Genomic DNA, 18,957 nt, shown 5'->3' on the forward strand with positions numbered 1-18,957 from the left:
AGGCGGGGCGGCTGGGAGCGGAGCTGCTTGCCACAGCGCTGCGTCTGGGGCACAACCAGACCTGCCTGGTGGTCTCACGTCCGCGTCTGCTCGCGGCCGCGGGGCGGCTCGGCCAGCCCGGCCCCCAGGCGCTCCGCGAGGCCCAGGAGCGCGTGGGGCGCCTGAGCAGGTCACGCTGCCCGGAACACATGGCGCGGCTGCTGGAGGGGCTGTCAGGCTGGCTGTGAGGCGTGCTGGTCCGCGGGCTGGTAGAGGCGCTCTCCCACCTCCCTGGCACGGGTGGGTGGGGCCGCCCCGGAACCGGGACGGCCCCGGGGCCTCAGGACGTGGCGCGCTGGTGGCGCACCACGGCTGCGGGGGCGGCGGGCGTCATGATGACCAGGCACCCCGGGGCGGCTCAGCCGACGTCGGCGGCGCTGACGGTGCCTGGCGCACCTTGGCGAGAGTGGTCTCGTAGGCCTCGTAGAACACGGGCGCGCTCACGCCGCTGCGCCTGCCGTACTCGTAGACGTCACGGCACACGGCCAGCAGATCCGCCATGTTGGTGTGCAGCGTCATGATCCTGCGAGTCAGGACGTTGCGGGAGAACATGCGTCTCATCATGGGCGCCGACACCACGGCAGGAAGACGGTAGGGGAGAAGGTCCCCGCGGTACCTCCTCAGCTCCACGCCGCGAGCCTCGACGATCCTTGAGGCCTCACGGACGGCCTTGACCACGTGAGCCAGTATGGTGGAGGACCCCATCATCTTCTCCGCGGCCGCAGCGGTGTCGTTGGTATCACCGTACACCCCGGCCACTGACACCACGCCGGCGTTGACGGCCATGTGCAGCCACGTCCACTCCAGCATGTCGTGGGGGTGCTCCAGGGCGATGCCGCAGGAGCGGAAGAGCGCCTCGACCTTCCCGTAGCCGTCAGGGCCGTCAGGGCTGTCAGGGTGGTCAAGGCGGGCCGTGTCCTCGCGCTCCAGCATGAAGTGGTCGAACACGCAGCAGCTGAGCACGCCGTCCCTCATGCGTCCTCCCGCAACCGGGTAGCCCAGGACGGTCCCACGGCCGGAGGTGAGCTCTTCAAGCTCGCTGCGCTCCCCCCAGAAGCCTCCGCACAGGAGGACGGGACCCTCCACACCGAGCGTGCCAAGGTCCTGCATCACGGTGGCCACGTCCTTGTAGGGGACGCTGACCACGATGAGGTCGTAGCGCTCGTGCGTCCTAGGGCGGACCTCGTAGCTGTCGCGCGAGGCAGTCCCCCTCGGGGCCCTGCGCCCGTCCAGGAGGTCGACCTCCAACGAGGTGGTGCCGGCCCTCGGGCTGGAGCCACGTACCAGGTGCTCGACGTCGTGGCCTGCCTTGTGGAACAGGTAGCCGTACGTCGTCCCGATGACTCCCAGGCCGATGACGAGGACGTCCATGGATCTGTGCGGGTACTGATGCTTGCGGGTCGTCATGCCTCAAGCCTGAGGCTCGGCGGTTTCAGGCCGCTTTCAGTCGCCGTGGCTAGAGGCCCCGTCCTGGGGTCAGGACACCCCCCGGCCCCGCAGGTAGGAGACGATGGCCAGCTTGACCTCGGCCAGGTCCTGGGCGGGGTCACCGGTCACCGAGTCGACCGCTACGGCGGGGCGGAACAGCTCGAAGGCCATGGCCGCGGCGGTCTCCAGCCGTGCGTGCTCCGTGTCCGGGTTGCGCTGGGCAAGCACCTCGACGAAGCGGTCTCGCAGCTCGCGGATGGTCTGGCGGGCTGCGGCAGGTCCTTCCTCGTCCTGGGCCGCCCTGTGCGCCAGCCGGGCGAAGGCGCGGTTGGCGGTCTTGAAGGCGTGGATCGGCCCGGCCAGCCGCTCCGTGAGCTCCTCCAGCGTCATGCCCGCACGGTCTCCCGCCCGTTCCAGGTCGATGCTGCCCACGACCGTGCTCAGCTCGTGGACGTAGCGGGCCCACAGCGCGGAGAGCAGGTCGTCCTTGTTCGAGAAGTACTGGTAGAGGGACCCGGGTGAGATACCCGCCTCGGCGGCGACGGCGTTAGTCGTGGTGCGCTCGTAGCCGACCCGGTCGATGACGGTGGTCGCGGCGTCGAGGATGTGCTCCATCCTCTCCAGCCCGCGCCGCTGGCGGCGCGGCTGGCGGCTGGCGGCTGGCACGGTGGCGGGGGGCGTGGAGGGCATGCTGAGAGCGTATCGGAACCGGTGCCCAGGCCTTGCGAGCGCCGTTGTTCGCCCGTAACCTGCTTTGCGAGCAAGTACTCGCATTCTATGAGGAGGTTAGTATGCGGCACCTGGGAGAGCTGGAGGTCAGTGACATCGGTCTAGGGTGCCTGGGCATGTCGTGGGCGTACGGCTACGCGGACCCGGGCCTGGCCCGCCAGACCATCACTCTGGCCGTGGAGGAGGGCGTCACCCTGTTTGACACCGCCGCCTCCTACGGTCACGGCAACAATGAGAGGCTGCTGGGGCAGGCGCTGGGGCGTCGTCGCAGCGAGGTCGTCGTGGCGACCAAGACCGGGCTGACCTCGCTGCCGGTCTTCGGGATCCCCACCGGGCGTGACGGGCGGCCCAGGACGATCCGGCGTGCGGTGGACGACTCCCTCAGACGTCTGGGGACGGACTGGATCGACCTGTACTACCTGCACCGTGTCGACCCCAAGGTCCCGGTCGAGGAGAGCATCGGGGCGATGGCCGAGGCCGTCCAGGCGGGTAAGGTACGTTACCTCGGGGTGAGCGAGGCCACCGCTGAGGAGGTCCGTCGGGCACACGCGACCCACCCCCTGTCCGCCCTCCAGATGGAGTGGTCTCTTTTCCGCAGGAAGGTGGAGGACCAGGTCCTCGGCGTCGCCCGCGAGCTGGGTATCGGCGTGGTCGCCTACAGCCCCCTGGGGCAGGGCATGCTCACCGGTCATCCCTCGTCGACGACGCGCCTGGGACGGCTGGACTACCGGCGGTTCATGCCGCGGTGGCGCGGGGACGGCCTGAGGACAAACATGCGGCAGGTGGCCGTGGTCCAGGAGGTGGCTGACCAGGTCGGGGCGAGCGCGGCGCAGGTGGCGCTGGCGTGGCTGCTGGCCAAGGGGGAGGACGTGGTGCCCATTCCGGGTACCACCAAGCCGCACAACCTTCGCAGCAACCTGGGGGCGTCCACCGTGCGCCTGTCGCCCCAGCAGGTGGAGCGCCTGGACGCGGTGGCCGCTGCCAGCCGCTTCTGAGCTCGCACCCGTGTCACCCGCACTGACCCGCACCGTGGCGCGGCTTCGTGAGACAGGAGCCGCGCCACGGTGCGGCTGCGATGCTGTCTGTCGGCCCTGAGGGGGCCAGGCAGGGGCTTGCCGGCGCCTCAGACCTTAGGCCTTGCGCAGCAGGACCTCGCGCATGTGGTGGTTGGCGTCCTTGCGCAGGACCAGCGTGGCACGGTCTCGGGTGGGGGCGATATTCTCCTGCAGGTTGACCAGGTTGACCGACTCCCAGATCCTGCTGGCTGCCGCCACGGCGATGTCGTCAGGCACGTCGGCGTAGCGCCTGAAGTAGGAGCGCGGGTCGGTGAAGGCGGTGCGCTTGAGGGTGAGGAAGCGGTCCAGGTACCAGCGCCGGATGTCGGCCGGGTCGGCGTCCACGTAGATCGAGAAGTCGATGTAGTCCGAGATGGCCAGGGCCTGGGGACGGTAGGAGGAGCCGAGAGCGGCCGCCTCGTGCCGTAGGCGGGGTGCGGGCTGGAGGACGTTAAGCCCCTCCAGCACCAGGACGTCCGGGCGCTCAACCGTGATGACCTCTCCGGGCACGATGTCGTAGACCGTGTGGGAGTAGACCGGGGCGCTCACTCGGGGCGCTCCCGACTTCACCGCCGCCACGAAGCCCAGCAGGGCACGGCGGTCGTAGGACTCGGGGAACCCCTTGCGGGTCAGTAGCCCTCGCTCCTCCAGGGTGGCGTTGGGCAGCAGGAAGCCGTCAGTGGTGACCAGGTCCACCCGAGGCGTCGCGGGGAAGCGCGAGAGCAGGTGGGCGATGAGGCGTGCCGTCGTCGACTTGCCGACCGCCACCGACCCGGCTACCGCCACGACAAAGGGGGTCGGGGGCTCGTCGATCCCCAGGAAGCCCGAGGTCCGGCGGGCGCGCTCCCGTGTGGTGACGACGTAGTCCTGCAGCAGCGCGGTCAGGGGGCGGTAGACGGCGTCTACCTCGGCTAGGTCGATGGGGTCTCCCAGACCGCGTAGCTTCTCTACGTCAGCCTGGCTCAGCGGTAAGGGAGTGGCGGAGGCTAGCGCTGACCACTGCTGGCGGCTCAGCTCGATGTAGGGCGACAGCCATCGGCTCGGCTCACTGCTTGGCGGGGGCACCGGCTCAGTCTGGCAAAATTCCGCCTCCTGGGCACGTCGGGCCACGTGCGCTGTCGCGGATCACACCGGTGTCTCGCCCAGGTCGCTGGCACCGTAGGGCTGGTCGTGGTTCCATCTAGGTATGTGTGGAATTGTTGGCCATGTCGGCCCCCTGAACACGACCGGCTCCGACCGGTCCCTGACTGTCCTCCTTGACGGCCTGTCCCGCCTGGAGTATCGAGGCTACGACTCCGCAGGGGTGGCCCTGGCCGGGCCTGCGGGCCTGGACGTGGTCAAGGCTGCCGGCAAGCTGGCAGGTCTGCGGGAGCGGCTGGAGGAGTCCTCCCCGGCACCTGCTACCGCTGGGATCGGCCACACCCGCTGGGCCACCCACGGGGGGCCGACCACGGCCAATGCCCACCCGCACCGGGCCGGGCGGGTCGCGGTGGTCCACAACGGGATCATCGAGAACTTCCGCGCGCTGCGCGAGGAGGTGGAGGCCGCCGGGCGCGAGCTCGTCTCCGACACCGACACCGAGGTGGTCGCCCACGTCCTGGACCTGGATTACGGCCAGCGCCTGGCCCTGGCCGGGGAGGGCGCCGACGCGACCGCCGTGCTGGTGGCCTCCATGCGCGCGGTGACCGCCCGGCTGGAGGGTACCTTCGCCCTGCTGGCGCTCAGTTCCGACGCGCCCGGCACCATCGTGGCGGCCCGCCGCTCCAGCCCCCTGGTCATCGGTCTCGGGGAGGGGGAGAACTTCCTGGGATCCGACGTGGCCGCCTTCGTGGCCTTTACCAGGCGTGCGGCCGAGGTGGGCGACGACCAGGTCCTGGCGCTGAGCGCGCAGGAGGTGCGCGTGTGGGATCGCGACGGCGCGGCGGTGGAGCCCGCCACCTGGGAGGTCTCCTGGGACGCCAGCGCCGCCGTCAAGGGTGGCTACGAGACCTTCATGGACAAGGAGATCCACGAGCAGCCCACAGCGGTGGCCGACACCCTGCTGGGGCGGGTGGACGAGCACGGCGAGCTCCAGCTCGACGAGATGCGCATCGAGCCCGCGGTCCTGCGCAGCGTGGACAAGATCATTGTGGTGGCCTGCGGGACGGCGGCCTACGCCGGGCACGTCGCCAAGTACGCCATCGAGCACTGGTGCCGGGTCCCGGTGGAGGTCGAGCTGGCCCACGAGTTCCGCTACCGCGACCCTGTGGTCAGCGAGAAGACCCTCACTGTGGCGATCTCCCAGTCCGGGGAGACCATGGACACCATCCAGGCGGTGCGCCACGCCCGGGAGCAGGGCTCCAAGGTCCTGGCTATCGTCAACACCTACGGCTCCACCATCGCCCGTGAGGCTGACGCGGTCCTCTACACCCACGCCGGGCCGGAGGTCGCGGTTGCCTCCACCAAGGCGTTCCTGGCCCAGATCACCGCCTGCTACCTGCTGGGTCTCTACCTTGCCCAGCTGCGCGGCAACAAGTGGGCCGACGAGGTGACCGACTACCTGGAACGGCTGGCTGCCATGCCCGCCGCGATCCAGCGCGTCCTCGACGAGCAGGCCCCGCAGGTCCGTGACCTGGGCGCCCGGCTGGCCCAGGAGTCCTCCTTCCTGTTCCTGGGGCGCCACGTGGGCTTCCCCGTCGCCCTGGAGGGAGCGCTCAAGCTCAAGGAACTGGCCTACGTCCATGCCGAGGGATTTGCTGCTGGAGAGCTCAAGCACGGGCCGATCGCCCTGGTGGAGGAGGGCCTGCCGGTGTTCGTCATCGTGCCGACCCCGCGGCGTCCTGTCCTGCACGGCAAGGTCATCTCCAACATCCAGGAGATCCGGGCGCGCGGGGCGCGCACCATCGTCATCGCCGAGGAGGGCGACTCCGCCGTAGAGCCCTTCGCCGACCACATCATCCGCGTCCCCGCCACCCCGACGTTGATGATGCCCCTGCTCACGGTGGTGCCTCTCCAGGTCTTCGCCGCGGCCCTGGCCCAGGCCAAGGGGCTGGACGTGGACCAGCCGCGCAACCTGGCCAAGTCCGTCACCGTGGAGTGAGGCCCGCCGTGCCGGTCCCCTCCAGGTCTCCTGACCGCTCCTGCGCCGCCCGTCGTACCCGCTCGTCCACCTGCACCCCGGATAGGGCCTACCCCGTGGCGGAGGTCAGCGCCGCTGAGGCGGCGCTGACCTCCGGGACCGACCGGTATATGCGGGCGGCGGCCTACGCGGTGGCCCGGGCCTGCCGCGCCGAGCTGCGCCGGGTGCGGGGAGGTGTCGCCGGGGGCCGGGTCCTGGCCCTTGTCGGCGGAGGAAGCAACGGGGCGGATACGCTCCTGGCCTGTGCCCTGTTGGCGCGCCGTGGCTGTACTGTCACCGCGCTGCTGGGCACCCGGCACCCGCTGCCCTGGGCGGTGGAGGAGGCCAGGCAGACCGGGGTGGCGGTGGTGGAGGCCACCGCCTCGAGCGCCTCGCGCCCTGCTGGCTGCGCCGACCCTGCCGACCTGCCGCTGTCTGAGGAGGCGCTGGCAGCAATCACCCTGGTGAGGCGCGAGGGGGGAGTTGTCCTTGACGGCCTGACCGGGACCGGAGGAGCCGGCCCGTTGCGCCCTCAGGCTGCCGCCCTGGTCGCCCCGTTTGTGACCGAGGAGCTTGCCGGGGACGCCGGGGGCTTCTGCGAGGACACAGCGGGGGACCTCTCCCAGGACTCTGCCGGGAACGCCGGGACCACAGGCCTCTCGCAGGCTGGCGAGGTGAGGGAGGGCACAGGGGGCCAGGCCCCGGCCCTGGCTACTCCGGCCGCGGTAGGTGCGCCTGCGTGCTCCCCGGGGCTGCGCGGGCGCGGCTGGCGGGTCGTCGCCGTGGACCTTCCCAGCGGCACGGACGCGGACGACGGGACCCTTCCCGGCCCGGTGCTCCCGGCCGACCGCACCGTCACCTTCACCTGCCTCAAGGGCGCCCTGTGCCTGCCTCCGGCCTGCCACCTGGCGGGTGAGGTGGAAGTGGTCGACCTCGGCCTGCCCGTGCCGCAGGGGGAGCCGATCGCGGTGCTGCCCTCCTGGGCCGACCTGTCGGCGACCCTACGCGCTCCCGGCCCGGCTGACCACAAGTACACCCGTGGCGTCGTGGGACTGTGGGCAGGCAGCCACAGCTACCCGGGAGCCGCGGTCCTGGCCGCCTCGGCAGCGGTACGGGCGGGAGCCGGGATGGTGCGGCTGAGTGCGCCCAGGCGGGTGGAGGACCTGGTGCTGGCCCGTCGTCCGGAGGTCGTGCCTGGTGCCGGACGCTGCCAGGCACGTGTCGTCGGTCCGGGCACCGAGCCGCAGGACCGTCCACGTGCCTATGCGCTGCGCCAGGTGCTGCGCCAGGTGCTGGCGCAGGTGGGTTGTGAGCATCCTCCCGGTGGCGCCCGGGCGCCGAGGGGGGCTGGCGCACCGAGGGGGACCGGAGTATCTGCTTGCGCTGCTCCTGCCGTCATTGACGCCGGGGCGCTGGCCCTGCTTCCCGGTCTCGTTGACGAGGGCCTGGCCTGCGGCCCCGAGCACGTCCTGACTCCCCACGCGGGGGAGGCTGCCCGCCTGCTGACATCCCTGGGCTCGCCGTGGAGTCGGGAGCAGGTCAGCCGCCAGCCGCTGGCTGCCGCGCAGGAGCTGACCGGGCTGACCGGTGCCACTACCGTGCTCAAGGGGGCGGTGACCCTGGTGGTCACGCCGGGCAGGCCTGCGGTCAGCGTCCGTGACGCCCCTGGCTGGCTGGCCACCGCGGGCAGCGGTGACGTCCTGGCGGGAGTGCTGGGAGCCCTTCTGGCTGCTGCGGCCGCCCGGGCTGAGCAAGGTGGCCCGCCTCTGTCCGAGGTGGTGGGCACCGTGGTCTCCTCGGCAGTGCGGCTGCACGCGCAGGCGGGCGTCGTGGCCGCCCGGCGCCGTGATCCCGGGGCCGGGGAGGCTGGGGAGGGCAGGGGCGCAGGCCGCTCGACGGCCTGCCCGGTGGGCCACCCGGTGGCCGCCCTGGACCTGGCCGACGCCTTACCCGAGGCCTGGGCCACGCTGGTGCTCGGGTCCCGGTGACGCTCGAGGACGTCGGACAGTGGTGCGACAATCTGTGCCGTGACTACTTGGCAGCCCCCCTCTAGCGCCCTCGGCGCCGGTAACCTCGTGCACGGCCCGGCCGCGACCTCGCGTGCCGTGGTGGACCTGGGGGCTGTGGCCCACAACGCCGCCGTGCTCGCGCGGGCTGCGGGCACGCCATGGATGGCCGTGGTCAAGGCCGACGCCTACGGGCACGGGCTGGGGCCGGTGGCCACCACCTGCCTGGACGCCGGGGCCACCTGGCTCGGTGTCGCCCAGCTGGCAGAGGCCCTCCACCTGCGACGCCTCCTGGACGAGGCGGGCGTGGCCCGCCCGCAGCCCGGCCCGGACGCCGTGCCCACCAGCCGGGCTCCACGGCTGCTGACCTGGATCCTGCCGGTCGTGACGGCGCAGGAGGCGGCGCGCCCCGGCTCGTCGGTGAGAGCGGCTCTGGACGCGGACCTGGACCTCTCCGTGGCCACTGTGGACCAGGCGCGTGCTGTGGCCGTCGGTGCCCGCGCCCAGGGGGTGAGGGCACGTGTCCACCTCAAGATCGACACCGGCATGTCCCGGGGCGGTGCCGTGGCAGAGGACCTGGCGGAGGTGGCCCGCGTGCTGCGTGAGGAGGAGCAGGCCTCGGGCCTGGTGGTCGTGGGTCTGTGGTCCCACCTCTCCCGCGCTGACGAGCCCGCCTCTGGCTCCACCCAGGAGCACCTGGCGCGGTTCCGGGCGGGGGAGGAGGTCGTCCGGCAGGCGGGGCTGCGGCCCCGGCTGCGCCACCTGGCGGCAACCGGCGGGCTCCTGTGGCACCCTCAGGCCCGTCTGGACCTGGTCCGTGCAGGTATCGGCCTGTACGGCCTCAGCCCTGACCCCTCGCTGGTCTCCGGCCAGGAGCTGGGTCTGCGCCCGGCCATGCGCCTGGAGGCTCCTTTGACCCTGGTCAAGAGGATCGCAGCGGGCCAGGCCGTGTCCTACGGGGGGACCTGGACGGCGCCGACCGACCGCTGGGTGGGGGTCGTGCCCCTGGGGTACTCCGACGGCGTGCCGCGGGCCGCCTCCTCCTGCGGCCCGGTGTCGGTGGGGCGGTACCGGACCACGGTGGTGGGCAGGGTCTGCATGGACCAGGTCGTTGTCGACCTGGGGCCGGCGGCCGGGCCGGACGGGGTCGCGGTGCCTGCCCCGGCAGCAGCCGGGGATGTCGCGGTCCTGTGGGGGGCGCCGTCCCCGGGGCCGGACGGTCCCCCGGTCCCCACGGCTGACGAGTGGGCCCGGGCCTGCGACACGATCAACTACGAGATCGTCACCCGTCTGGGACCCCGGGTCCCCCGGTACTACCTCCCTGCGGGTGGCGCGACAGGCTACGCTCAGCCCACCGGCAGCGAGGAGTAGGTATGAGCACCCGGCAGCCCTCCCAGGACACCCAGGCCCGTCAGACCTCCCAGGTCGCCCAGGTCACTGTCACTACCGCGGACGCCGACGCAACCCGTGCCCTGGGCTCCCGCCTGGCTGCCCTGCTGCGCCGCGGAGACCTGGTCCTGCTTAGCGGGGACCTGGGGGCCGGGAAGACCACCCTGGCCCAGGGGGTCGGCTCGGCCCTGGGGGTCCGTGGCCGGGTCTCCTCCCCGACCTTCATCATTGCCCGGGTCCACCCCTCCCTCGGGACGGGGCCGGACCTCATCCACGTGGACGCCTACCGCCTGGAGTCCCTGGAGGAGGTTGACGCTTTGGACCTGGACTCCTCCATGGAGGACTCCGTCACCGTGGTGGAGTGGGGACGGGGCAGGGCCGAGTCCCTCAGCGACAGCCGTCTGGAGATCGAGGTACGGCGTCGTGCGGGGGGTGAGGACCACACCTGCCCCCGGCGGCTGCCGGGTGACGCCCAGGGTCAGGTGACCGGTGGGGCCGACAAGGCTCCGGGCGACATGCTCCAGGGTGACCTCATGCGGACCGACGACCCGCGCGACCCGCGCGAGGTCGTCGTGCGGGCGGTGGGCCAGCGGTGGGCAGGCGTCAGCCTTGCGGACCTGGTACCTGGTGAGGGGTGAGCAGGTGAGCACAGTGAGTCGCGGGACGGGTCGGCGCCCGCCCCGGCGGGAGAGGGCAGCAGGGCGCTTGCCGGGCGCACGCGCGTACCCGGCCCGGGCGGGTGCGGACCCGCTGCCTGCGGCCCTGGTCGTGCTGGCTGTGCTGGTGGTGGTAGTGGTACCGGTGGGCTCGGCAGCCCCGGGCGTGCCCTGCCCTGCGCAGAAGGAGTCCCCGGCCGTGGTCGAGGAGCAGTCGGCCTCCTCCACGGCTGTGCCGGGCACGGACCCTGAGGACGTGGCGCAGACCTGGATGAGCGACGTCGGCGCCACGCTGGTGCGTCAGCACACGGGTGAGCAGCAGGCGGAGGTCGAGATCAGCCAGGTCCGGCCGGTCCACGCGTGGGCGCCAGGCTTCCTTGACGGCAGCGAGCCGACAGCAGCCCCCGTGCCCGTCGGCAGCTGGGCGGCTGCGGCGGCCGTCGGCGAGGAGCCCGTCGGGCTGGTCGTAGTGGAGGTGGACGAGGCCTCCGCCAGCGTCGTTGACGACGACGTCGTCCTTGACGGCTCCCTGGCCGAGGACGTCGCAGGTCTGGGCACCTCCGTCCTCGTCCACGACGTGGAGGTCGCTGCCTGGTACGCGGTGGAGCCCGCAGGGGCCATGACCGTGGTCGCCCTGGGAGAGGTGTCCTCCACGCTGCTGGCGGGGCCCATCAGCCTGGTCGACTACGGCCAGGTCCTGCGCGAGCGCAACGGTGCCGAGCCCGTGGTCTCCACCTCTCAGACCCAGGTGCAGGCTGGGGCGGGAGGCTGGGCGGTGTGGGGGCCGGTGCTCGCCGTCGTCGCGGTCGGGGTTCTGGCAGTAGTCGTCACGGTGCGTCATGAGCGCAGGGTGACTGCGCCGCTGCGCCAGGCCCGCCAGAGGATGCCCCTGGGCTCGGACACTATTCCGGACAGCCACGTCAACCACCTACAGGACTAGCCTGGCTAGGCTGTTCCTGTGCGTATCCTCTCCGTCGACTCCTCGCTGGGTACCCAGGTCGCTGTCCTCGCCGCCCCTGGTCCCACCGGTACCGGTGGGACCAGCCCTGTCGTCCTGGCGCACATGGCGCAGGACAGTGCCCGTCAGCACGCCGAGTCCCTGGGGCCCATGCTGGCTCAGGTGCTTACAGACTCCCAGGCCGGGGACGCGGCGCTGGACGCCGTCGTCGTCGCTACCGGCCCCGCCCCCTTCACGGGGCTGCGTGCCGGCCTTGTCGCCGCTAGAACAGTAGGACGGGCGCGCGGTGTCCCCGTCTACGGGGTGCCCAGCCTGGACGCCGTCGCCCGCGCGGCCCTGGACGCCCTCACCGGGGCCGATGCCGTCAGTGACCCGGTGGTCGACCCGGTGGTCCTGGTCGCCACCGACGCCCGGCGCAGGGAGGTCTACGCCGCCCGTTACCGCGGACTCGGCCCCGACGACGTCATCCGGCTCGGTGAGATCGTCGTGTGCCCGCCCCAGGACGTGGGGGACCTGGGCAGCTGTGACGCGGTGGCGGGCTCGGGAGCGGTCCTCTACCCCGTCATCCGCTCCTCAGTCTCCCCCACCTCCCTCTCCTCCACCTCCGAGGGCGGGGGGCAGGTCCTGACCCCGGTCTCCGGGGACTGCCGCGCCCAGGTGCGTGTGGCACTGGCCCGTCTGGCACGTGGCGAGCAGCTGCCTACCGACCCCCTCTACCTGCGCCACGCTGACGTCCACGTCCCACCGGCCCGTGGCGGCAGCCAGTGACTCAGGAGCACTCGCCTGTCCACCGGCCCGTGAGCGTACGGGACATGACCCCGCTGACCTGGCCCAGGTCGCCGCGCTGGAGGAGGAGGTCTTTGCCACCCAGGCCTGGAGCCCCCGACTCCTGCGCTGCGAGCTTGACGCCCATGCTACCCGGGGGGACCGGCGCTACGTCGTGGCGGCACAGGGGCAGGAGGTCCTGGCCTACGCGGGTGCCTACCTGGGTGACGGTGCCGGTGAGGCCGACCTGCTGGTCGTGGCCACAGCACCCTGGGCCCGGCGCCGCGGGCTGGCGGGCACCCTGGTCACCACCCTGGTTGACGACGCCCGCCGCGCGGGCTGCCGGTCCGTGCTGCTGGAGGTCCGCGAGTCCAACGCCGTGGCCCGTCGGCTCTACCAGTCGCACGGGTTCGAGGTGATCGGGCGCCGCCGCCGCTACTACGCCGACCCGCAGGAGGACGCCGTGGTCATGCGCCTGGTGCTGCGTGAGACCACTGGCCCTGTCGGCGCCGAGGTCGTGTAGTAGTGCGGCGGCCTCACAGATTTGCCTGATGGTGGTGTCACGAAAAGCGTGTGCAGTGTTGGCGCCCGCTGCGCGCGGGAGACCCCGCCCGGTCTGGTGGCGCGGTAGTGGCCGGGCGCGTCATTGCAACGATGCGGTGGAGGCGACGTGTCGCCGGGCAGTCCCGGGAGGCCAGTAGGACCTTGATAGGGCAAGAAGCTGCCAGTCATTGGATAGTCTTGGGCCGTGGCCAAAACACCTGCTCGTCCCGCGCCGAGGCGGACCGCTTTCCTCACCACGGTCTTCAGGAAGCGCCTTATGGCGTTCTCCGGCATCGTCTTCATGGTCTACCTCCTCCTGCACATGTACGGCAACACCCACTACTTCGAGGGTGAGATTGCCTTCGACCACTACTCGTACTGGCTGCGTACCCTCCTCCAGCCGCTCCTGCCCTACAGCGGGCTGCTGTGGATCCTGAGGGTTGTGCTGCTTGCCTGCCTGGTGATCCACGCGGGCTGCGCCTTTGACCTGTGGCTGCGTAACAGGAGGGCGCGCGGCTCGGACAGGTACGCGGTGAAGAAGCCCGGGGCCGACTACTTCGCCTCCCGCTACGCCATGCGCACCATGCGCTGGGGCGGGGTCATCCTGCTGCTGTTCATCATCTTCCACATCCTGCAGCTCACCACCCTGCACATCACCCCTGGCGGCCACTACGAGCACGGCCGCGCCTATATGAACATGTACTACGGCTTCCAGCTGTGGTGGGTGTGGCTCGTCTACGCCGTCGCCCTGGTGGCCCTGTGCCTGCACGTGTGGCACGGGGTGTGGTCAGCCCTGCAGACCCTGGGAGCGGTGCGCGGCACCACCATCCCCTTCATCCGGCTTGTGGCCTTCGTCGTCGCCTTCGCCCTCTTCATCGGCTTCCTCACGGTACCCACCGCCATCCTCCTCGGCCTGACCGAGCCGCCGATGGACGCCGTCGAGTACGCCACCAGGGCCGCTGAGGCCGGCATCGGATCGTCCCACTGAGAGTGAGCAGGTGACCACTATGACAGCAACTACTGTGATGACGACCGCCGATCCGGCCGCCACGGACGGGCTCGTTGACGGCCTGTACCGCGAGGGCGACAAGATCGCCGACACCAAGGCCCCCCATGACGTGCCCATCGACCGCCGCTGGGAGCAGCGCAAGTTCGAGGCGGCTCTGGTCAACCCGGCCAACCGCCGCAAGCTGGACGTCATCGTCGTGGGTTCCGGCCTGGCCGGGGGCGCGGCGGCAGCCTCCCTGGGCGAGCAGGGCTACAACGTCAAGGTCTTCTTCTACCAGGACTCGGCTCGTCGGGCGCACTCCATCGCCGCCCAGGGTGGTATCAACGCCGCGAAGAACTACCGCAACGACGGGGACTCCACCTATCGGCTCTTCTACGACACGGTCAAGGGAGGGGACTACCGGGCCCGGGAGGACAACGTCTACCGACTGGCGGAGGTCAGCGCCAACATCATCGACCAGTGCGTGGCCCAGGGGGTGCCCTTCGCCCGTGAGTACGGGGGCCTGCTGGACAACCGCTCCTTCGGCGGCGTCCAGGTCTCGCGGACCTTCTACGCCCGCGGCCAGACCGGCCAGCAGCTGCTCATTGGTGCCTACCAGGCCCTGGAGCGCCAGGTGCACGCCGGGACCGTCACGGAGTTCCGCCGCCACGAGATGGTCGAGCTTATCGTTGTGGATGGGCGCGCCCGTGGGATCGTCTCGCGTGACATGGTCACCGGCGCCATCGACACCCACCTGGCCGACGCGGTTGTACTGGCCTCGGGCGGCTACGGCAACGTGTTCTTCCTGTCCACCAACGCGATGGGCTGCAACGCCACCGCCATCTGGCGGGCGCACCGCAAGGGCGCCTACTTCGCCAACCCCTGCTACACCCAGATCCACCCCACCTGCATCCCTCAGTCCGGTGACTTCCAGTCCAAGCTGACCCTGATGAGCGAGTCCCTGCGCAACGACGGGCGCATCTGGGTCCCCAAGAGGGCCGAGGACTGTGACAAGGACCCCCGTGACATCCCCGAGGAGGATCGCGACTACTACCTGGAGCGCATCTACCCGGCCTTCGGCAACCTGGTCCCGCGTGACATCGCCTCCCGCCAGGCCAAGAACATGTGTGACGAGGGACGTGGCGTCGGCCCGGCGATCAAGGAGCGCGACCCTGCCGGCAACGAGCGCATGATGCGTCGCGGCGTGTACCTGGACTTCTCTGAGGCTATCGGCCGCCTGGGGCGCGACGCGGTCTCCGCGCGCTACGGCAACCTCTTCGAGATGTACCAGCGCATCACCGGTGACGACCCCTACGAGGTGCCCATGCGCATCTACCCGGCCGTGCACTACACCATGGGCGGCCTGTGGGTGGACTACGACCTGGAGTCCAACATCCCCGGGCTGTACGTGGCGGGGGAGGCGAACTTCTCCGATCACGGCGCCAACCGCCTGGGCGCCTCGGCGCTGATGCAGGGGCTGGCGGACGGCTACTTTGTCCTGCCGGACACGATGAACGACTACCTGGCGGACATGCTGCGCCTGGGCAAGGTTGACCCCGGCGCCCCCGAGATCGCCCAGGCCAGGCGCGATGTCGAGGAGCGCATCGCCCGGCTCATGGCGCTGCGCGGCAGCCGCAGCGTGGACGACTTCCACATGGCCCTGGGGCGCATCATGTGGGAGTACTGCGGGATGGAGCGTCGGGAGGAGGGCCTACGCACCGCGATCAGGCAGATCCGGGAGCTGAAGAAGGAGTTCTGGCGCGACGCCCGGGTCACGGGCCAGGCCGACGAGCTCAACCAGGCCCTGGAGAAGGCCGGTCGTCTCCTCGACTTCTTTGAGCTTGCCGAGCTCATGTGCATTGACGCCCTGCACCGCAGGGAGTCCTGCGGCGGGCACTTCCGGGCTGAGTCCCAGACCCCGGAGGGGGAGGCGATGCGCCACGACGACGAGTTCCTCTACGTGGCGGCCTGGGAGTGGGGCGGGGACGACCAGCCGCCGGTCCTCCACAAGGAGGACCTTATCTACAAGGACATCGAGCTCAAGCAGCGGAGTTACAAGTGAACATCAAGCTCAAGATCTGGCGCCAGCAGAACCAGGACTCCCCGGGGCACTTCGAGGAGTACGCCATGAGCGGCATCGAGGAGCACATGAGCTTCCTGGAGGTCCTTGACCTGCTCAACGAACAGCTCTTTGCCGAGGGCAAGGAGCCGGTGGCCTTCGACTCGGACTGCCGTGAGGGGATCTGTGGCCAGTGCGGCGTGGTCATCAACGGCCAGGCCCACGGTCCCATCCGCTCCACCACCTGCCAGCTGCACATGCGTCACCTCTCGGAGGATCCCTCCTTCAAGGACGGCTCTACCATCACCATCGAGCCGTGGCGCTCCACTGGCTTCCCGGTGCTGCGCGACCTTATCGTGGACCGCAGCGCCCTGGACCGCATCGTCCAGGCGGGCGGCTACATCTCGGTGAACACCGGTGGCGCGCCTGAGGCCCACTCCGTGCCCGTGCAGAAGGAGAAGGCTGACGCCGCCTTCGAGGCAGCCGCGTGCATCGGCTGCGGCGCCTGTGTGGCTGCCTGCCCCAACGCGTCGGCCATGCTGTTCACCGGCGCCAAGATCGCCCACCTGGGCCTGCTGCCGCAGGGACAGCCTGAGCGCCTGGCGCGGGTGGTGAGCATGCTGGGCCAGCACGACGCTGAGGGCTTCGGTGGCTGCACCAACATCGGTGAGTGCGCGGCGGTGTGCCCCAAGTCGGTGCCTCTGGAGGTCATCTCCCGCCTCAACCGCGACCTGGGCCACGCCCTGTGGAAGGGCCAGAAGGCCCACTGACCTCCTGCTGCACATCGTCAGGGCGGGCGACCCGGCCGGAGCGCCGGATGCGCGGCGTTGCGGGAGCCTACCCGTGTGGGTAGCAGGCTGAAGACGTGTAGCAGGCGGGGCGTGCGCGCCGCATTCGGGGCGCTAGGCTGGCTGCCGTGAGCAGTCCCCTGATCCTCGGTATCGAGTCCACCTGTGACGAGACCGGCGTGGCGCTGGTGCGTGGCGAGACGCTCCTAAGCGAGGTGACGGCCACCTCCATGGAGGAGCACGCGCGCTACGGCGGCATCATCCCCGAGATCGCCTCCCGCGCCCACCTGGAGTCCTTCCTGCCCACCTTGGATTCCGCCTTGGAGCAGGCGGGAGTCAACCTGGAGGAGGTGGACGCGGTCGCGGTCAGTGCCGGCCCCGGGCTCGTCGGGTCGTTGACGGTGGGTATCTCGGCTGCCAAGGCGCTGGCCGCCTCCCTGGGGGTACCCGTGTACGGCGTCAACCACGTCGTGGGGCACCTGGCTGTGGCCGGGCTGGTAGGCGAGTCGCTTCCGCAGCGTTTTGTGGGGCTGGTCGTCTCCGGCGGGCACTCTAGCCTGCTGAGCGTGCGCGACCTTGCTGCCGACGTCGAGGAGCTGGGGGGCACGCTGGACGACGCCGCAGGCGAGGCCTTCGACAAGGTCGGGCGTCTTCTGGGGCTGCCCTACCCGGGAGGACCGCACGTGGACCGGCTGGCCCGTGAGGGGGACGTCACTGCAGTCCGCTTCCCCCGGGGGCTGGCTGCGGCCAAGGACAGGCAGCGCCACCGCTACGACTTCTCCTTCTCAGGTCTCAAGACGGCGGTAGCCCGTCACGTCGAGTCCGCTCAGGGCAGCGGTGAGGAGGTCCGCCGGGCCGACGTGTGCGCGGCGTTCTCCGAGGCCGTCAACGACTCCCTGACGGCTAAGGCGGTGCAGGCCTGCCTGGACTACGACTGTGACACGCTCGTGGTCGGGGGCGGCTTCTCCGCCAACTCCCGTCTGCGCCAGCTGGCCGCCCGTCGCTGCGAGGCTGCGGGACTGGACCTGCGGATCCCGCCGCCGCGCTACTGCACCGACAACGGGGCACAGATTGCGGCCCTGGGAGCGGCGGCAGTGCGGTCGGGCCTGCCCCCCTCACCCATGGGCTTCGGTCCCGACTCCAGCATGCCGCTGGACGTCACGGTGGTGCGGTGAGGCGGAGGAGAGCACCTCGGCGGGGCGCAGCGGGCGGCCTGCCCGGGCCTCGGCGAGCAGGAGCCTGACCGCAGCCTCCTTCATGCCTCCTGCCGCGTGGGCGGCGGCGATCTGGCGCTGGTAGGAGGCCCCGGTCTCCAAGGTCGCACGCACGCCGTCGAGCTCGGCCGCGCACCCCAGGTCCTCGGCCACGGGCGCCAGCTCTGCCAGCATCCGCGTAATGGTGTCTGCCACCGGCTCCTCCTCGCCTGCGGCGTTGACGATGAGGACGGCCTCCATTCCGTAGCGGGCCGATCGCCACTTGTTCTCCGCCACGTACCAGTCTGGCATGGACTCCAGCTCCTGGCCCCGGTCCAGGCGGCGGGAGAAGTCCTCTACCAGGCACTGGGTCAGGGCGGCGACCCCGGCCAGCTCGGTGAGGTTCGTGGCGGCGTCGCAGGCACGGACCTCGATCGTACCCAGACGGGGCGAGGGGCGCACGTCCCAGCGGATCTCCGAGAACTCCTCGATGACGCCGGTGCGGATGAGGTCGCCGGTGTAGCCTTCCAGCTCCTCCCAGGAGCCGAGCTGCTCGGGTGCCCCGGCTGTGGGCAGCTGCTGGAACATCATGGCCCGGTTGTCGGCGTAGCCGGTGTCAGTCCCGGCCCAGAAGGGCGAGGACGCGCTCAGGCACTGTAGGTGGGCGGTACGGGTGAGCAGGGCGCTGAGGATCGGCAGGACCTTGGCACGCTCCTCTACGCCCACGTGGACATGGGTGCCAAAGATGAGCATCTGGTGCCCCCACAGCCGGGTGCGGTCCACCAGTCGCGCGTAGCGCTCGGCGTCGGTGACCTTCTGCACCAGCGGGTCGGCGAAGGGGTGGGTGCCAGCCGAGGCAAGGTCCACCCGCAGGGGGTTCGTCACCGGCAGGACCCGGTCGAAGGCGAAGGCAAGGTCCTCCATGCACTGACTCACGGTGGAGCGCGCCCCGGAGACCAGCTCGATGGTGTTAAGCATCATCTCCCCGTGGATGTGCGGGTCGTCCCCGACAGCAGCGAGGACCTCCGCCGCGCACTGACGCAGGTCGAGGCTGTCACGGTCGATGAGGGCCAGCTCCCACTCCACGCCCAGGGTGGAGCGGGGCGAGGAGGCGAAGGCCAGCCGGTGGCGGCGCGGGTGGTCCGCCGCACGAGCCGCCGCGTCACAGGCTGGAGCGGGGGGCGCAGGAGGTGCGGTGCGGGATACGGACATCGGTTCTCCTTGGGTGGACCGGGACGAGTCACGGGTTGTCAGACGTGGCGGG

The 18,957-nt window shown here is 70.9% G+C and carries 17 protein-coding genes; 13 read left to right on the top strand and 4 right to left on the bottom strand.

Annotated elements, in window-relative coordinates; genetic code table 11:
* Positions 1-68 precede the first annotated feature (68 nt).
* Positions 69-227 carry a hypothetical protein gene (locus D5R93_RS13100; protein WP_162933805.1) on the top strand — a complete coding sequence of 53 codons (159 nt, stop codon included), beginning with the start codon at positions 69-71 and terminating at the stop codon, positions 225-227.
* A gap of 142 nt (positions 228-369) precedes the next feature.
* On the opposite strand, the gene D5R93_RS03365 is transcribed toward D5R93_RS13100, so the two are convergent.
* Both D5R93_RS03365 and D5R93_RS03370 read right to left on the bottom strand, forming a co-directional pair.
* Positions 370-1,446: a ketopantoate reductase family protein gene (locus tag D5R93_RS03365; protein ID WP_243106916.1), complete on the bottom strand. Its 1,077-nt coding sequence runs from the start codon at positions 1,444-1,446 to the stop codon at positions 370-372.
* A gap of 69 nt (positions 1,447-1,515) precedes the next feature.
* Complete coding sequence (locus D5R93_RS03370; RefSeq protein WP_119837064.1) at positions 1,516-2,157, bottom strand: TetR/AcrR family transcriptional regulator; 642 nt, start codon at positions 2,155-2,157, stop codon at positions 1,516-1,518.
* A 101-nt stretch (positions 2,158-2,258) separates the two neighbouring features.
* On the opposite strand from D5R93_RS03370, the gene D5R93_RS03375 reads away from it, so the two are divergent.
* A complete protein-coding gene (locus D5R93_RS03375; protein ID WP_119837065.1) occupies positions 2,259-3,191 on the top strand; it encodes an aldo/keto reductase in 933 nt (310 codons plus the stop codon).
* Positions 3,192-3,326: 135 nt separating this feature from the next.
* On the opposite strand, the gene coaA is transcribed toward D5R93_RS03375, so the two are convergent.
* Positions 3,327-4,316, bottom strand: coding sequence for a type I pantothenate kinase (gene coaA / locus D5R93_RS03380; RefSeq protein WP_182911410.1), 990 nt, complete (start codon positions 4,314-4,316; stop codon positions 3,327-3,329).
* A gap of 121 nt (positions 4,317-4,437) precedes the next feature.
* Between coaA and glmS the strand changes: the two genes are divergently transcribed.
* The 11 genes from glmS (at position 4,438) to tsaD (ending at position 17,675) form a co-directional block, all read left to right on the top strand.
* Positions 4,438-6,330 (top strand): glutamine--fructose-6-phosphate transaminase (isomerizing), encoded by a 1,893-nt coding sequence (gene glmS, locus D5R93_RS03385; RefSeq protein ID WP_120203812.1) that lies wholly within the window; start codon positions 4,438-4,440, stop codon positions 6,328-6,330.
* A gap of 8 nt (positions 6,331-6,338) precedes the next feature.
* Positions 6,339-8,336, top strand: a complete 1,998-nt coding sequence (locus tag D5R93_RS03390; protein ID WP_243106917.1) for a bifunctional ADP-dependent NAD(P)H-hydrate dehydratase/NAD(P)H-hydrate epimerase — start codon at positions 6,339-6,341, stop codon at positions 8,334-8,336.
* Between the two features lie 39 nt (positions 8,337-8,375).
* Positions 8,376-9,725: an alanine racemase gene (gene alr / locus D5R93_RS03395; protein WP_243106918.1), complete on the top strand. Its 1,350-nt coding sequence runs from the start codon at positions 8,376-8,378 to the stop codon at positions 9,723-9,725.
* Positions 9,726-9,727: 2 nt separating this feature from the next.
* Entirely contained in the window at positions 9,728-10,381 is a 654-nt protein-coding gene (tsaE, locus tag D5R93_RS03400) for a tRNA (adenosine(37)-N6)-threonylcarbamoyltransferase complex ATPase subunit type 1 TsaE (RefSeq protein WP_120203816.1), read from the top strand.
* Positions 10,382-10,385: 4 nt separating this feature from the next.
* Positions 10,386-11,339 (top strand): hypothetical protein, encoded by a 954-nt coding sequence (locus D5R93_RS03405; RefSeq protein ID WP_162933806.1) that lies wholly within the window; start codon positions 10,386-10,388, stop codon positions 11,337-11,339.
* An 18-nt stretch (positions 11,340-11,357) separates the two neighbouring features.
* Complete coding sequence (tsaB, locus tag D5R93_RS03410) at positions 11,358-12,125, top strand: tRNA (adenosine(37)-N6)-threonylcarbamoyltransferase complex dimerization subunit type 1 TsaB (protein WP_120203822.1); 768 nt, start codon at positions 11,358-11,360, stop codon at positions 12,123-12,125.
* Positions 12,109-12,645, top strand: coding sequence for a ribosomal protein S18-alanine N-acetyltransferase (rimI, locus tag D5R93_RS03415; RefSeq protein ID WP_120203825.1), 537 nt, complete (start codon positions 12,109-12,111; stop codon positions 12,643-12,645). The genes tsaB and rimI overlap by 17 nt, the downstream gene beginning before the upstream one ends.
* 225 nt (positions 12,646-12,870) lie before the next feature.
* Positions 12,871-13,653 carry a succinate dehydrogenase cytochrome b subunit gene (locus D5R93_RS03420; protein ID WP_119837071.1) on the top strand — a complete coding sequence of 261 codons (783 nt, stop codon included), beginning with the start codon at positions 12,871-12,873 and terminating at the stop codon, positions 13,651-13,653.
* 19 nt (positions 13,654-13,672) lie between these two features.
* Positions 13,673-15,715, top strand: coding sequence for a fumarate reductase/succinate dehydrogenase flavoprotein subunit (locus tag D5R93_RS03425; RefSeq protein WP_243106919.1), 2,043 nt, complete (start codon positions 13,673-13,675; stop codon positions 15,713-15,715).
* Positions 15,712-16,482: a succinate dehydrogenase/fumarate reductase iron-sulfur subunit gene (locus D5R93_RS03430; protein ID WP_119837073.1), complete on the top strand. Its 771-nt coding sequence runs from the start codon at positions 15,712-15,714 to the stop codon at positions 16,480-16,482. Before D5R93_RS03425 ends, D5R93_RS03430 begins: the two co-directional genes overlap by 4 nt.
* Before the next feature lie 146 nt (positions 16,483-16,628).
* Entirely contained in the window at positions 16,629-17,675 is a 1,047-nt protein-coding gene (tsaD, locus tag D5R93_RS03435) for a tRNA (adenosine(37)-N6)-threonylcarbamoyltransferase complex transferase subunit TsaD (RefSeq protein WP_119837094.1), read from the top strand.
* On the opposite strand, the gene D5R93_RS03440 is transcribed toward tsaD, so the two are convergent.
* Positions 17,616-18,905: a glutamate--cysteine ligase gene (locus D5R93_RS03440; protein ID WP_119837074.1), complete on the bottom strand. Its 1,290-nt coding sequence runs from the start codon at positions 18,903-18,905 to the stop codon at positions 17,616-17,618. The two genes, tsaD and D5R93_RS03440, sit on opposite strands and share 60 nt — an antisense overlap.
* Positions 18,906-18,957: the final 52 nt, after the last annotated feature.

Origin of the sequence: Actinomyces lilanjuaniae (assembly GCF_003606385.1) — a bacterium.
Classification (GTDB): domain Bacteria; phylum Actinomycetota; class Actinomycetes; order Actinomycetales; family Actinomycetaceae; genus Actinomyces; species Actinomyces lilanjuaniae.